The 14791-nt window shown below is 72.8% G+C and carries 13 protein-coding genes; 10 read left to right on the forward strand and 3 right to left on the reverse strand.

Annotation, left to right across the window (positions count from 1 at the left end):
* The first annotated feature begins 23 nt into the window (after positions 1-23).
* The 3 genes from IH00_RS0128515 to nudC all read left to right on the forward strand — a co-directional run bounded on the left by IH00_RS0128515 (position 24) and on the right by nudC (position 6056).
* Positions 24-3632, forward strand: a complete 3609-nt coding sequence (locus IH00_RS0128515) for an ATP-dependent DNA helicase (RefSeq protein WP_039947515.1) — start codon at positions 24-26, stop codon at positions 3630-3632.
* Between the two features lie 9 nt (positions 3633-3641).
* Positions 3642-5048, forward strand: a complete 1407-nt coding sequence (locus IH00_RS0128520) for a dipeptidase (RefSeq protein ID WP_031078564.1) — start codon at positions 3642-3644, stop codon at positions 5046-5048.
* Between the two features lie 63 nt (positions 5049-5111).
* Positions 5112-6056, forward strand: a complete 945-nt coding sequence (gene nudC, locus IH00_RS0128525; RefSeq protein ID WP_031078566.1) for an NAD(+) diphosphatase — start codon at positions 5112-5114, stop codon at positions 6054-6056.
* An 18-nt stretch (positions 6057-6074) separates the two neighbouring features.
* On the opposite strand, the gene IH00_RS0128530 is transcribed toward nudC, so the two are convergent.
* On the reverse strand, positions 6075-6317 hold the full coding sequence (locus IH00_RS0128530) for a mycoredoxin (protein ID WP_031078567.1): 243 nt from the start codon (positions 6315-6317) through the stop codon (positions 6075-6077).
* Positions 6318-6706: 389 nt separating this feature from the next.
* On the opposite strand from IH00_RS0128530, the gene IH00_RS0128535 reads away from it, so the two are divergent.
* The 5 genes from IH00_RS0128535 (at position 6707) to IH00_RS42920 (ending at position 10553) form a co-directional block, all read left to right on the forward strand.
* Complete coding sequence (locus IH00_RS0128535; RefSeq protein WP_199819825.1) at positions 6707-8884, forward strand: ATP-dependent DNA helicase UvrD2; 2178 nt, start codon at positions 6707-6709, stop codon at positions 8882-8884.
* Between the two features lie 165 nt (positions 8885-9049).
* Positions 9050-9382 (forward strand): hypothetical protein, encoded by a 333-nt coding sequence (locus IH00_RS0128540; protein WP_031078570.1) that lies wholly within the window; start codon positions 9050-9052, stop codon positions 9380-9382.
* Positions 9383-9550: 168 nt separating this feature from the next.
* Entirely contained in the window at positions 9551-9919 is a 369-nt protein-coding gene (locus IH00_RS0128545) for a WhiB family transcriptional regulator (protein ID WP_031078572.1), read from the forward strand.
* Positions 9916-10242 carry a hypothetical protein gene (locus IH00_RS0128550; protein WP_031078573.1) on the forward strand — a complete coding sequence of 109 codons (327 nt, stop codon included), beginning with the start codon at positions 9916-9918 and terminating at the stop codon, positions 10240-10242. The genes IH00_RS0128545 and IH00_RS0128550 overlap by 4 nt, the downstream gene beginning before the upstream one ends.
* Before the next feature lie 113 nt (positions 10243-10355).
* Positions 10356-10553: a hypothetical protein gene (locus IH00_RS42920; RefSeq protein ID WP_052411691.1), complete on the forward strand. Its 198-nt coding sequence runs from the start codon at positions 10356-10358 to the stop codon at positions 10551-10553.
* A gap of 36 nt (positions 10554-10589) precedes the next feature.
* On the opposite strand, the gene IH00_RS0128560 is transcribed toward IH00_RS42920, so the two are convergent.
* Together IH00_RS0128560 and IH00_RS0128565 are read right to left on the reverse strand one after the other, a co-directional pair.
* Positions 10590-12008, reverse strand: a complete 1419-nt coding sequence (locus tag IH00_RS0128560; protein ID WP_031078575.1) for an ABC1 kinase family protein — start codon at positions 12006-12008, stop codon at positions 10590-10592.
* A 61-nt stretch (positions 12009-12069) separates the two neighbouring features.
* Positions 12070-13224: a ThiF family adenylyltransferase gene (locus tag IH00_RS0128565; RefSeq protein ID WP_031078577.1), complete on the reverse strand. Its 1155-nt coding sequence runs from the start codon at positions 13222-13224 to the stop codon at positions 12070-12072.
* Between the two features lie 191 nt (positions 13225-13415).
* On the opposite strand from IH00_RS0128565, the gene IH00_RS0128570 reads away from it, so the two are divergent.
* A complete protein-coding gene (locus IH00_RS0128570) occupies positions 13416-13991 on the forward strand; it encodes a M48 metallopeptidase family protein (protein ID WP_031078580.1) in 576 nt (191 codons plus the stop codon).
* A gap of 108 nt (positions 13992-14099) precedes the next feature.
* A partial coding sequence (locus tag IH00_RS0128575; RefSeq protein ID WP_031078581.1) for a TerD family protein occupies positions 14100-14791 on the forward strand: 692 nt, incomplete at its 3' end.

Genomic DNA, 14791 nt, shown 5'->3' on the forward strand with positions numbered 1-14791 from the left:
GGCGGCGGTTAGCCTCGTTGACCGTGACCGCTCGCATCACCGACCCCGAGCAGCTCAAGGAGCTCCTCGGCATCCCGTTCACCCCGGAGCAGACGGCCTGCATCACCGCGCCGCCCGCCCCGCAGGTCATCGTGGCCGGAGCCGGCTCCGGCAAGACGACGGTGATGGCCGCCCGGGTGGTCTGGCTGGTCGGCACGGGCCAGGTGGCCCCCGAGCAGGTCCTCGGCCTGACCTTCACCAACAAGGCGGCCGGCGAGCTCGCCGAGCGCGTCCGCAAGGCCCTCGTCCGGGCCGGGGTCACGGACCCCGACGTCATCGACCCGGACAACCCGCCGGGCGAACCGCGCATCTCCACGTACCACGCCTTCGCCGGACAGCTGCTCACCGACCACGGCCTGCGGCTGGGCCTGGAGCCCACCGCCCGCCTCCTCGCCGACGCCACCCGCTACCAGCTCGCCGCGCGCGTGCTGCGCGAAGCACCCGGGCCCTACCCGGCGCTGACCAGGTCGTTCCCGGCCCTCGTCAGCGACCTCCTCGCCCTCGACGCGGAGCTCGCCGAGCACCTCGTACGCCCCGCCGATCTCCTCGCGTACGACGCCGAGCTCCTCGCCGCCCTCGCGGACGCCCCGCTCACCAACGCCGACCTGCGCAAGGTCCCCGAGGCGGCCGAGGCGCGCCGCGAGCTCGCCGGCCTCGTGAGCCGCTACCGCGAGGCGAAGCGCAGCCGCGACCTGCTCGACTTCGGCGACCAGATCGCCCTCTCCGCCGAGCTCGCCCTCACCCGGCCCGAGGTCGGGGCCGTCCTGCGCGACGAGTTCCGTGTCGTCCTCCTCGACGAGTACCAGGACACGTCCGTCGCGCAGCGCCTGCTGCTGTCGGGGCTCTTCGGCGGGGGCACCGGCCACCCGGTCACCGCGGTGGGCGACCCCTGCCAGGCGATCTACGGCTGGCGCGGAGCGTCCGTGGCGAACCTGGACGACTTCCCCGAGCACTTCCCGTACGCGGACGGGACCCCCGCCACCCGCCACTCGCTCAGCGAGAACCGCCGCAGCGGCGGGCGTCTCCTCGACCTGGCCAACGGCCTCGCCGAGCCGCTGCGTGCCATGCACGAGGGCGTGGAGGCGCTGCGCCCCGCGCCCGGCGCCGAACGCGACGGCACCGTCCGTATCGCCCTGCTGCCCACCCAGGCGGAGGAGATCGCCTGGCTGGCCGACTCCATCGCCCATCTCGTCCGCACCGGTGAGGAGCCGGGCGAGATCGCCGTCCTGTGCCGTACGGCCACCGACTTCCCCGAGATCCAGGCCGCCCTCGTGGAGCGCGACATCCCGGTCGAGGTGGTGGGTCTGTCCGGCCTGCTCCACCTGCCGGAGGTGGCGGACCTGGTCGCCGTGTGCGAGGTCCTGCAGGACCCCGGCGCCAACGCGTCCCTGGTACGGCTGCTCACCGGCCCGCGCTGGCGCATCGGCGCCCGGGATCTGGCGCTGCTGGGCCGCCGCGCGCGGCTCCTGGTCCACCGCGACCGGGACGACGCCACGGACCCCGACGAACGGCTGGCGGCCGCGGTCGAGGGAGTGGACCCGGCCGAGGTGGTCTCGCTCGCCGACGCCCTGGACACCTTCCTGGAACCGGCCGGCCAGGACGACGGTCTGCCCTTCTCCGCCGAGGCACGGGTACGGTTCGCCCGCCTCGCCGCCGAGCTGCGCGACCTGCGCCGCTCCCTGGCCGACCCGCTGATGGACGTCCTGCACCGGATCCTCGCCACGACCGGCCTGGAGGTCGAGCTCTCCGCCTCCCCGCACGCCCTGGCCGCCCGCCGCCGTGAGACCCTCGCCAACTTCCTCGACATAGCGGCCGGCTTCGCCTCCCTCGACGGCGAGGCGACGCTGCTGGCCTTCCTGGGGTTCCTCCGCACCGCCGCGCAGTACGAGAAGGGCCTGGACAATGCCCTGCCGGGCGGCGAGAACACGGTCAAGGTCCTCACCGCCCACAAGTCCAAGGGCCTGGAATGGGACGTGGTCGCCGTCCCGGGCCTGGTCACCGGCCAGTTCCCCAGCACCAGGGCCCGCGAGTCGTGGACGGCTCAGCCGCAGGTCCTCCCGCACGCGCTGCGCGGTGACGCCGCCACACTGCCGGCGGTCGACGGCTGGGACGCGAAGTCCCTGAAGTCCTTCAAGGACGCCATGAAGGACCACCAGCACACCGAGGAGCTCCGCCTCGGCTACGTGACCTTCACCCGGCCGCGCTCCCTGCTGCTGGCGTCGGGCCACTGGTGGGGCCCGTCCCAGAAGCGGCCGCGCGGCCCGTCACCCTTCCTCCACGCGCTGTACGACCACTGCGCGGCGGGCTTCGGCGAGATCGAGGCATGGGCGGACGAGCCCGGGGAGGGCGCCGAGAACCCCTGCCTGGGCGCGTCCTCGGCGGACCGGCCCTGGCCGCTCCCGCTGGACCCCGCCTCCCTCTCCCGCCGCCGCGCGGCCGCCGACACGGTCCTGCGCCACCTGGAGACCCGGGCCTCCGCCGCCCCCCTGGACGCCTCCGGCCGCCTCTCCGGCGACTCGAACCACTCCGACCCGCGCGGCCACTCCGACCCGCGCGACCACCCCGATCCGGACGAACCGTGGCCCGACGAGCCGGCCGACCCCGACCACCCCGACCTGCGCGAGCACCCGGACCCGGACGAGCCTTGGCCCGACGACCTCGCCGACTGGGACGAGTGGGCGGCCGAGCTGCCCGGGGAGCGCCCCGCCGGCTTCCCGCACGCGGACCTGCCCGGCCCCCGGCGCGGCGGAGCCGCCGACGGCCCACGGCCCGGAAGCCCGGATCCGGCCCCGTCCCGGGCCCCGGCACCCGCCCCCGCATCCGCCCCGGTGCCCGCCCCCGGAACCGAGCGGGGCGCCCCGGACCGCCTCACCCCGGAAGAGGCCCGCACCATCGCCTCCTGGGATCGCGACCTCGGCGCCCTCACCAGCGAGCTGCTGCGCGCCCGCGCCACCACCCGTGACGTCCACCTGCCCGCGTCGCTCACCGCCTCGCAGCTGCTGCGCCTCGCCGCCGACCCCGACGGCTTCGCGCAGGAGCTCGCCCGTCCCATGCCGCGCCCGCCGCAGCCCGCCGCGCGGCGCGGGACCCGGTTCCACGCGTGGGTGGAGGCCCGGTTCGAGGAGCTCCCGCTCCCGCTGCTCGGGCCCGACGAGCTGCCGGGCGGCGAGGCGTACGCCGACGAGCCGGAGATCGCCGACGAGCGGGACCTCGCGGCGCTCAAGGAGGCGTTCGAGAACACTCCGTACGCCCACCGCACCCCGTACCGCGTGGAGGCGCCCTTCCAGCTGACCCTCGCCGGACGCGTGGTCCGCGGCCGCATCGACGCCGTCTACCGGGACGCGCGGACCGGGACGTACGAGATCGTCGACTGGAAGACCAACCGTTTCCGCACCGCCGATCCCCTCCAGCTCGCGGTCTACCGCCTCGCCTGGGCCGAGCAGCACGGGCTCGCGCCGGACGAGGTCGCCGCGGCCTTCGTCTACGTCCGCACGGGTGAGGTCGTCCGCCCGGACGGCCTCCCCGGCCGGGCGGAGATCGAGCGCATCCTGCTCCGTGGGACGGCCGAGGAGACGACCCGCGATCCCGGATAGGCTCAGGGCATGAGCGACACCCCGGACAGCGCCGTCCAGACCGTACGTACGTACATAGAGCAGCACCGCGCCGCCTTCCTCGACGAGCTCGTCGAGTGGCTGCGCATCCCGTCCGTGTCGGCGCAGCCCGAGCACGCCCCGGACGTACGGCGCAGTGCCGAGTGGCTGGCGGCGAAGCTCGCGGAGACCGGCTTCCCGGTCGCCGAGGTGTGGGAGACGAAAGGCGCCCCGGCGGTCTACGCCGAGTGGCCCTCCGGCGAGGCGGACGCGCCCACCGTCCTGGTCTACGGACACCACGACGTCCAGCCCGCCGCGCGGGAGGACGGCTGGGACACCGACCCCTTCGAGCCGGTGATCCGCGGGAACCGGCTCCACGCGCGCGGTGCCGCCGACGACAAGGGCCAGGTGTTCTTCCACACGCTCGGCGTCCGCGCCCACCTCGCGCTGACGGGGCGCACGGCCCCCGCCGTCAACCTCAAGCTGCTGGTCGAGGGTGAGGAGGAGTCCGGCTCCCCGCACTTCCGCGCCCTCGTCGAGCGGCACCGCGACCGCCTCGCCGCCGACGCGGTGGTCGTCTCGGACACCGGTATGTGGGCGCCGGACACACCCACGGTGTGCACCGGGATGCGCGGTGTCGCCGACTGCGAGATCACGCTGTACGGCCCCGACCAGGACATCCACTCCGGCTCCTTCGGCGGCGCCGTCCCGAACCCGGCCACCGTCGCCGCCCGTGTCGTCGCCGCCCTGCACGACGAGGACGAACGGGTCACCATCCCCGGGTTCTACGACGGCATCGCGGAGCTCACCGACCGTGAGCGCGCACTGATCGCCGAGCTCCCCTTCGACGAGGCGTCCTGGCTGGCCGGCGCGGTGTCGTACGCCACCTTCGGCGAGACGGGCTACTCCACCCTGGAGCGGGTCTGGGCCCGCCCGACCGCCGAGGTCAACGGCATCGGCGGTGGCTACCAGGGCCCCGGCGGCAAGACGATCATTCCCGCGACGACGCAGGTGAAGCTGTCGTTCCGGCTCGTCGCCGGCCAGGACCCGGACAAGATCGAACTGGCCGTCCGCGACTGGGTCGCCGCCCGCGTCCCGGCCGGCATCCGCCACGAGATCACCTTCGGCGCCGCCACCCGCCCGTGTCTGACACCGCTCGGCCACCCGGCCCTGCAGTCGGTCGTGCGGTCGATGAGCACGGCGTTCGACGGCGCGAAGATCCGCTTCACGCGCGAGGGCGGCTCCGGCCCGGCCGCGGACCTGCAGGACGTGCTGGAGGCCCCGGTGCTGTTCCTCGGCATCTCCGTGCCGTCAGACGGCTGGCACGCGCCGAACGAGAAGGTCGAGCTGGACCTGCTGCTCAAGGGCGTGGAGACGACGGCCCACCTGTGGGGCGACCTCTCCGCGGCACTGCGCTGAAGCGGCCGGGGCGGCGGAAGCGATGAAGACACCTCAAACCACCCGGGGGAGTTGGAACCACCAGTGACCACCATCAGCAACGAAGCCCGGCGGCCGATCGGCCTGACGGCCCCGAGCGGTATCGACCGCGCGGCGCACCACCGTCTCGACGAGGCGTGGCTGGCCGCGGCATGGAGCCACCCGACGACCCGGGTGTTCGTGGTCTCCGGCGGCCAGGTCCTGATCGACGACACCCCCGACGGGCGCACCGAACTGGTGATGACCCCGTCGTTCGAGGCCCCGCTCACCGAGACCCACCGCTACTTCCTGGGCACGGACGAGGACGGCGTCAGCTACTTCGCGCTCCAGAAGGACGCGCTGCCGGGCCGCATGGACCAGTCGGCCCGTCCGGCCGGCCTGCGCGAGGCGGGGCTGCTGCTGTCGCCGCGCGACGCGGGCCTGATGGTGCACGCGGTGGCGCTGGAGAACTGGCAGCGGCTGCACCGCTTCTGTTCGCGGTGCGGCGAGCGCACGGTGATCGCGGCAGCCGGCCACATCCGCCGTTGCCCGGCCTGCGGCGCCGAGCACTACCCGCGCACGGACCCGGCGGTGATCATGCTGGTGACGGACGACCAGGACCGCGCGCTCCTGGGCCGCCAGGTGCACTGGCCGGAAGGCCGCTTCTCCACGCTGGCGGGCTTCGTGGAGCCGGGCGAGTCGATCGAGCAGTCGGTGGCGCGCGAGGTCTACGAGGAGGCCGGCGTGACGGTCGGCGAGGTGCGGTACGTCGCCAGCCAGCCGTGGCCGTTCCCGTCCAGCCTGATGCTGGGCTTCATGGCGCGGGCCACGTCCTGCGAGATCGACGTGGACGGGGACGAGATCGAGGAGGCCCGCTGGTTCTCCCGGGACGAGCTGCGGGCCGCGTTCGAGTCCGGCGAGGTCCTTCCCCCGTACGGAATCTCGATCGCGGCCCGTCTGATCGAGCTCTGGTACGGCGAGCCGCTGCCGAGGCCCGGAAACCCGGCCTGAGGCGTCCCGCCCGGCGCCTCAGGCGCCGATCTTCTGCTTGACCTGGGCCAGCGAGGGGTTGGTCAGCGTCGTGCCGTCCGCGAAGAGCACGGTGGGCACGGTCTGGTTGCCCCCGTTGGCCTTCTCGACGAACGCGGCCGACTCGGGATCCAGCTCGATGTTGACCTCGGTGTACGCGATGCCCTCCCGGTCCAGCTGGCTCTTCAGCCGCCGGCAGTAGCCGCACCACGTCGTGCTGTACATCGTCAGGCTGCCCTGCATCGTCTCTGCGCTCCTCGGGGTCGCTCGGGGGTGAGGGTGCCGCTCGGCACCAGCAGACAGAACGTACGGGGTCCCGTCACCATTCCCGCCGGACCGGACGCGCCGGGCAGCCGCGCCCCGGGGCAGAGCAAGCATCCCGGCACGGATCAAGCGACGGCCCGGCGCCCGATCGGTACGGCCCGGGACCGATCGGCATGGCCGGGACCGATCAGCAGGCCCGGGACGCGATGGATACGGCCCGGGACCGATCGGCACGGCCCGGCGCCCGATCGGTACGACCCGCGCCCGATCGGTACGACCCGCGACCTCCTGCCCGATTCATATGACCGCGACCCCTGCCCTGTGGACAACCGTCACGTCCGCCACCGGCGACCTGGCAGCATGGCAGGGTGACAGCAGCAACGGACTCCACTCTCTTCCCGCAGGTCCCTCCGACCGCCGACGCGGTGCTCGACGGGCTCGACCCGGAGCAGCGCGAGGTCGCGACGGCCCTGCACGGTCCGGTGTGCGTGCTGGCGGGAGCCGGTACGGGCAAGACGCGGGCGATCACCCACCGGATCGCCTACGGCGTCCGGGCGGGCATCATCGCGCCCGCCAGTGTGCTCGCCGTCACCTTCACCAACCGCGCCGCGGGCGAGATGCGCGGCCGGCTGCGCCAGCTCGGCGCGGGCGGCGTCCAGGCGCGCACCTTCCACTCCGCGGCCCTGCGCCAGCTCCAGTACTTCTGGCCGAAAGCCGTCGGCGGTGAGCTGCCCCGGCTGGTCGAGCGCAAGATCCAGCTCGTCGCCGAGGCGGCCGCGCGCTGCCGGATCCGGCTCGACCGCAACGAGCTGCGCGACACCACGGGCGAGATCGAGTGGGCCAAGGTCACCCAGACCGTGCCCGGCGACTACCCGGCCGCGGTGGCCAAGGCGCAGCGCGACGCCCCGCGCGACCCCGCCGAGATTGGCCAGATCTATGCCATGTACGAACAGCTGAAGCGGGACCGCGGAGTCATCGACTTCGAGGACGTCCTGCTGCTGACCGTCGGCATCCTCCAGGACCGGCACGACATCGCCGAGCAGATCCGCCGCCAGTACCAGCACTTCGTGGTGGACGAGTACCAGGACGTCTCCCCGCTGCAGCAGCGGCTCCTCGACCTGTGGCTGGGCGACCGGGACAGTCTGTGCGTCGTCGGCGACGCCAGCCAGACGATCTACTCCTTCACCGGTGCCACCCCCGACCACCTGCTGAACTTCCGCACCCGCCACCCGAACGCCACCGTGGTGAAGCTGGTCCGCGACTACCGCTCGACCCCGCAGGTCGTCCACCTCGCCAACGGACTGCTCGGCCAGGCCCGCGGCCGGGCCGCCGAGCACCGCCTGGAGCTGATCTCCCAGCGGGACCCCGGCCCCGAACCCGCCTACACCGAGTACGCGGACGAGCCCGCCGAGGCGGAGGGCACCGCCCGCCGCATCCGCGACCTGATCGCGGCCGGTGTCCCGGCCGGCGAGATCGCGGTCCTGTACCGGATCAACGCCCAGTCGGAGGTCTACGAGCAGGCCCTGGCCGACGCCGGTGTGCCCTACCAGCTGCGCGGCGCCGAGCGCTTCTTCGAGCGCGCCGAGGTCCGCGAGGCGGGCGTTGCCCTGCGCGGCGCGGCCCGCGCCGGGGGCAACGACCCGCTGCTGGACGATGCCGGGGACCTGCCCTCGCAGGTGCGGGCCGTGCTGTCCACCAAGGGCTGGACCACCGAGCCCCCGGCCGGTTCCGGCGCGGTCCGCGACCGCTGGGAGTCCCTGGCCGCCCTGGTCCGGCTCGCCGAGGACTTCGCCCGGGCCCGTCCGGACGCCGGCCTCGGCGACCTGGTCGCCGAACTCGACGAGCGGGCCGCCGCCCAGCACGCGCCCACGGTCCAGGGCGTCACCCTCGCGTCGCTGCACGCGGCGAAGGGCCTCGAGTGGGACGCGGTGTTCCTGGTCGGTCTGACCGAGGGCATGATGCCGATCACCTACGCCAAGACCGACGAGCAGGTCGAGGAGGAGCGCCGGCTGCTCTACGTCGGCGTCACCCGCGCCCGGCTGCACCTGTCGCTGTCCTGGGCGCTCTCCCGCTCGCCCGGCGGGCGCGCCTCGCGCCGCCCCACCCGCTTCCTCGCGGGGCTGCGGCCGGGCTCCTCGCTGCCGGGTGCCCGCACCCCGGGCGGGAGCGGCGGCATCGAGCGCGGCAGCGGCGGCCGGCGCAAGCGCCGCGGCCCGGTGCAGTGCCGGGTGTGCGGCACGACGCTCACCGACGCCGGCGAGATGAAGCTGATGCGCTGCGAGGACTGTCCCTCCGACATGGACGAGGCGCTCTACGAACGGCTGCGCGACTGGCGGTCGGAGCAGGCCAAGCAGCTGGGGCAGCCCGCGTACTGCGTCTTCACCGACAAGACGCTGATGGCCATCGCGGAGGCCGTGCCGTCGACCGACGGCGAGCTCGCGGCCATCTCGGGCGTAGGCGCCCGCAAACTGGACCGCTTCGGCACCGATGTCCTCGCTCTTTGCGCTGGTCAGGAGCTTGCGGCGGACGACGCGGAAGACTCCTGAAAACTCGTCGGAAAAATAGTTTGCGCCCGCAGTGGTGATCCCCATAGGTTCTTAACCACGAGAACAGCGGCTTCTCTGAAGCCCTGTCCTTGTGCTGTACTTATCCGAATACGCGCGGGACCGGCTGCGACCGGTCCCCTGAGACGCCGAGAGGAGGCGATTCCAGTGATCAGCATCAACGCCAGCTTCATCAGCACCACCGCCAAAATGACCGATCGCCCGGTCGTCTCCGCCTGCTCGCTCGGCCTCTCCGGTTCGGCGTTCATCGGCACCGGTATGTCCGGCTTCGCAGCCGTGCGTCCCGCCATGCTCCTGGCGGCTCTCCCCGTCCGTGAGCGCGATGAGCGACCGACCAAGGCACTGGAAGCAGGAGTAGCAGCGGCAGAGGCCCAGGCCTATGCCTTTGCGGCGACCGGTGCCGAAACCAAGCAGCAGACGCAGCAGCACCACACGATGTGGGCCTTCCGTGGGCTCGAACCCTGGAGTGATCCAGCCTGATCCAGATCAGGCCGGCGCCTTCAGGGCCGCGGAACCCCACCCGGGATCCGCGGCCCTTCTGTTTGCCCTCATGAGGGAGACGGAGTGAAGGGGCCTCGGGACAAGGCACGACCCGGTACCAGCCCACCGGCCGACCGGCCGGACCGACCAGACGAGGAAGACAGAACCGTGCAACTCGAAGCGCACGCCCCGTCCGTACCGCCTTCGCAAACGATCACCCCGCCCGGCCTCACGGAGGACCCCGCTTTGACCCCCCTCACCGCGCTCACCGCGCTCGACGACGCCATCGAGAACCTCGGCGTACCCGTTCCCTGCCGTGCCTACGACCCGGAGGTCTTCTTCGCGGAGTCGCCGGCCGACGTCGAGTACGCCAAGTCCCTCTGCCGGACCTGCCCGCTCATGGAGGCGTGCCTGGCCGGCGCCAAGGAGCGCCGCGAGCCGTGGGGCGTCTGGGGCGGTGAGCTCTTCGTCCAGGGCGTGGTCGTCGCCCGCAAGCGGCCCCGCGGCCGCCCGCGCAAGAACCCGGTCACGGCATGAACGTCCGCACCGGAACCATCGACCGCCCCATGACGCACGATCCCCAGAAGCAGGCCCCGATGACCTCTTCCGCGAGCGAGCCCAACGGCTCCGCCACCCCAGCCTTCACCACCACCGGTGCGAACGCCTCGCGCCAGAACAGGAACCGTGAGATGCAACTCATCCAAGAAGCCCTGGCCCGTGCCCATATGCACGAGCGCATGCGGGAAGTCGACGCGGAACGCCAGGCCGTGCGCCTGGTCGCCGCCCGGCGCATGCAGCGCCGCGCCGAGCGCGTGTCGATGCGCGCCCGCCGCGCGCTGGCCATGGCCGTCATGCACTAGTACCACCCGGCACTGAGCCAGACAGTGGAACCCTCGCGGGGACCGGTCCGAACGGACCGGTCCCCGCGGTGCGTTGCGCCCCGCCCGGGGGCCCGCGGAGTTATCGTCCCGTAGTGAACGAGCGGACTCCTCCCCCCGCGCAGCAAGGCGAGCACAGCGTGGTGTGCTCCCGCTGCGGCAAGACCGCCGACAACCTCCCGGTGACCTGGACGTGTTCCGTGGAGAACGGCAGCCGCCACTACTTCTGCGACGACTGCGCGCGCGCCAACCTCAGATCCATCGAGAGCAGACTCGACTCCGCCTGGTGGTGACGGCGCACCGGACGGAGCGCCGCCACCACGTCGGGCCTACGCCTCCGCCGGGACCGTCTCCTCGGTGTCATCGGCGCTGTCGGCCGCGCTCACCGCGTCGTCGACGTCCCCGGCCTCCTCGCCGTCCTCGGCGTACTCCACGAAGCCCGGCAGCCACGACTCCAGCTCGTCCCGCAGCCGCACCGTCGCGTTCAGCTGGCACAGCACGCCGATCGTGCTCAGCGTCACCCGGTGGATCAGCAGGTAGGCGGGCGGCAGATTGAGCTGCTTGCCCAACTGGTGTGCGGGCGAGCGGATATCGGCTATCCGGGCCGCCTGCGAACGTATCCAGCCGCGGGTGAACGTGAACGCCTCCGCCTCCGCCGGCTCGATGATCGGCAGCAGGTACTCCAGCACCGCGTCCGGGTCGAGCTCGATCGTCTCCTTGACGAACCCGTCCGCGCACAGCAGCTCGTAGACCGCCTCGGCGTCGCCCTGCAGGGTCATCCGCAGACAGGTGCCGATGGTCTCCGGCAGTCCGCCCGGCAGCCGGTCCACGGTGCCGAAGTCCAGCACACCCAGCCGCCAGTCGCCGTCGTCGGCGGGCAGCAGCCGGAAATTGCCCGGGTGCGGATCCGCGTGCAGCAGACCCGTGCGCGCGGGGCCCGAGAACAGGAACCGCGCCAGCAGCTGGCCCGCACGGTCGCGCTGCTCCGGCGTCCCGTCCGCGATGATCTCCGACAGCGGTATCCCGTCGATCCACTCCGTCACCAGCACCTGGTCGGACTGGTGCACCACCTCCGGCACCACGACATCGGGGTCGTCGACGAACTCCGTGGCGTGCTGCCGCTGCGCCTCCGCCTCCAGGCCGTAGTCCAGCTCCTCGGCCACCCGGTCGCGCAGCTCCTTGATCAGCGGCTTGACGTCCATACCCGGCATCAGCGGCCCGAGCAGCCGCGCGAACCGGCTCAGCTGCGCCAGGTCCGACAGCAGGGCTTCCCCCGCCCCCGGGTACTGCACCTTCACCGCGACCTCGCGGCCGTCGTGCCACACCGCCCGGTGCACCTGGCCGATCGACGCCGCCGCGGACGGCTTGTCCTCGAACTCGGTGAACAGCTCGCGCCATTCGGGACCCAGCCGCTCCTCGAGCACCGCGTGGACCGTACGGGTCGGCATCGGCGGCGCCGCCTCCTGGAGCTTGGTCAGGGCCGCCCGGTAGGGCCCGGCGACCTCCTCCGGGAGCGCCGACTCGAAGACGGACATCGCCTGCCCGAACTTCATCGCGCCGCCCTTGAGCTCACCGAGCACCTTGAACAGCTGGTCGGCCGTCCGCTGTTGCAGCTCGCGCGCCACCAGCTCCGCCGACTTGCCGCCGATCCGCTTGCCCAGTCCCCAAGTGGCCCGGCCTGCGAAGCTCAACGGCAACGCGGCCAACTTGGCGGTACGGGTGACCGCCTTCCGGGGAAGATCAGACATACGCCCCTCCACATCCCAGCCTGCCGTGCCGCGTTGCCGAGGCAGACTTCCGTCGTCGGCCTTACCCCGCCATTGTGTCCTGCCTCCCGCCGGGGTCCGATGCGCGCACCCCCTCTCGCCGTCCAGCGGCTCCGCACGAGCAGTCGGCGTGCGGGGCGATGCGCTCGGTGCGCCAGTCCAGCGCGGGCAGCGACGTCTCCCAGCGAGCACCCGTGCTGGCGGGCAACTCCCCGTCCAGATACGCCAGCGCGTGTGCCGCCGTCAGCCCGGCGACCGCCGAAGCCAGTCCGAGATCGCAGGCCGGCACCCGACTCTGCCGTCCGGAACGCCACTGCGCCACCATGCGCGGCCACGCCGGATCGCGATCCGCTCGTTCCAGGTCCAGGCACCGGGCACACGCCGTACCACCGGGCAGCACCAGCGGCCCCACCACACCGGTGGCCTCCACGACCCCCGCGTACAGATGGGGTGTGCCCGTGGCGATCCAGTCGTCGGCCGGCAAGGGATCCGGCGCGTATGCCGCCAGCCCGTCCCGCGGAGCGACCACGACCAGCGACAGGCCCGGCTCCGAACAGGCAGCCCTCCCCGCGCGGGGCCCCCGCGCCGTCCGGGGCACCCGTGTCCCCGGCGCCGACCTGCCCACCAGACGCCGGGCCGCCGCGTCCCGCCGCTCGCCCACCGCATCCGCCGGCAGGCCGCCCGGTGCGACGTCCCACGGCTCCACGCGACCGCCGTCGAGCACCTCCACGCTGCCGACGCCCGACGCGGACAGCAGCGCCGCGACGCCCGCACCCACCCGCCCCGCACCCCGCACCTGTACCCGCATCGAGCGCCGCGCCGCCAGGCGCCGTATCGCGCCACCCGGATCGCGATGGACGACCGACAGCGACGCCAGGTCGGCGCGGAGCCGGTCGAGCGTGCCGTCCTCCGAGCGCAGCGCGTCCGCCGCCGGGTCGCCCACCGCCGCGTCGTCCAGCAGTCCCGCCTCCGCCAGCCGGGCCAGCAGCGCCTCCATCCGCTCCTCGGACAGCCCCAGAGCCCGGGCCTCCTCACGCAGCAGAGCGAGCCCCCGCGTCCCGTCGAACAGACCGAGCAGGCTCCCCGTCGTCGTGTCCACCGGACCCAGCACCACGGCATGCGCCGGTGTCGCCCCGAACTGCACGAACTGAAGATTCCGCCAGGCGCGCCGCAGCGCCGGCTTCACCATCGGATGCATATCGTCCCCCGTGATCTTCGCGAATCCCCGTCGTTCCGCGCTGCCAGAATGCCCTGCGCGGCCAATCGCGGCGGAAAGTTGTCCACAAGGTCGGTCCATTAATCGTTCAAATGGTGCAGGCTGTGGATGGATCACGGGCGATCAGCTCCGGAGGCGGGACTTCTCGCGCTGACAGCGGGTAACGTCGGGGCGTGCCCGCCGATCCACAGCCCAGCCTGACGAGCGACCCGTCCTGCCCGCCGGGGACGCAAGCGGTCGAGGTCCGACGGAGCTCCCGGCGCCGCCGAACCGTCTCCGCCTACCGCGAGGGCGACCGGACCGTCGTGCTCATCCCGGCCCGCATGTCCGAGGCCGAGGAGCGCCGCTGGGTGACCCTGATGCTGGACAAACTGGCCGCGCAGGAGAGCCGGCGCACCCCGGGCGACACCGAACTGGCCGAGCGCGCCGAGCGCCTGTCCGCCCAGTATTTCGAGGGCCGGGCGAGGCCGACGTCCGTCCGCTGGGTGACCAACCAGAACACCCGCTGGGGCTCGTGCACGCCGGGCGAGGGCAGCATCCGCCTGTCGCACCGGCTCCAGGGCATGCCGGAGTACGTCATCGACTACGTACTCGTCCATGAGCTGGCGCACCTGCTGGTGCCCGGCCACGGTCCGCGGTTCTGGCGGCTGATGGAGGCGTACCCCCGCACCGAACGGGCCCGCGGCTACCTCGAAGGGGTCGTCGCCGCAGGCCGTCTGCCCCACCTGCCCGCCGCTCGCGGAGAGTGACATTCACCGATCCTGTACCGAACGTGTACCGGCTTGGCTCAATGTCGTCGGAAGCCGTTAGCCTGGCGCGACGGATTCACCTTTCGGGATGGGGGACGGTCGTTACGCATGGCCAGGGAATTCCAACGCGGCCACAAGGCCAGGATCAGTGACCTGACACCAGGGACCGATCTGTACGTAGGCGTGCAGATCGCGGCGCCCGGTCTCACCTTCGACATCAGTTGCTTCGGCCTCGACGCCGACGAACGGCTGTCGGACGACCGGTATTTCATCTTCTTCAACCAGCCGAAGTCGCCGGAGGAGTCCATCCAGCTGCTGGGGGCGCAGGCCGGTGACACCGAGTCCTTCCGCGTCACGCTGGACCGCATCCCCGCGCACATCCACAAGCTCTCCTTCACCGCGACCATCGACGGTGCCGGCCAGATGTCGCAGATCGGCCCGGGCTACCTCCGTATCGTCGCGGGCGGCGAGGAAGTGGCCCGGTACTCCTTCAACGGTGCCGAGTTCAGTACCGAGCGCGCCGTCATGCTGGGGGACTTCTACCTGAAGGACGTCTGGCGGTTCGCCGCGGTGGGCCAGGGCTTCGACGGCGGACTGGAGGCGCTGCTGAAGAACTTCGGAGGCGAGGTCGCCGAGGAGGAGCAGGCCGCCCCGCAGCCGTCGCAGGCCGCGCCGCCGTCGTTCGCACCGCCGGCCTTCGCGGCTCCGGCCGCGCCCGCCCCCGTGCCCGCCGCCCCCGACCCGCAGCCCGCTCCGTCGTTCGGCGCGCCTGTGGGGCCTTGCGGGTGGCACGACGACGC

It is taken from the genome of Streptomyces sp. NRRL S-118 (genome assembly GCF_000716335.1).
Taxonomy (GTDB): domain Bacteria; phylum Actinomycetota; class Actinomycetes; order Streptomycetales; family Streptomycetaceae; genus Streptomyces.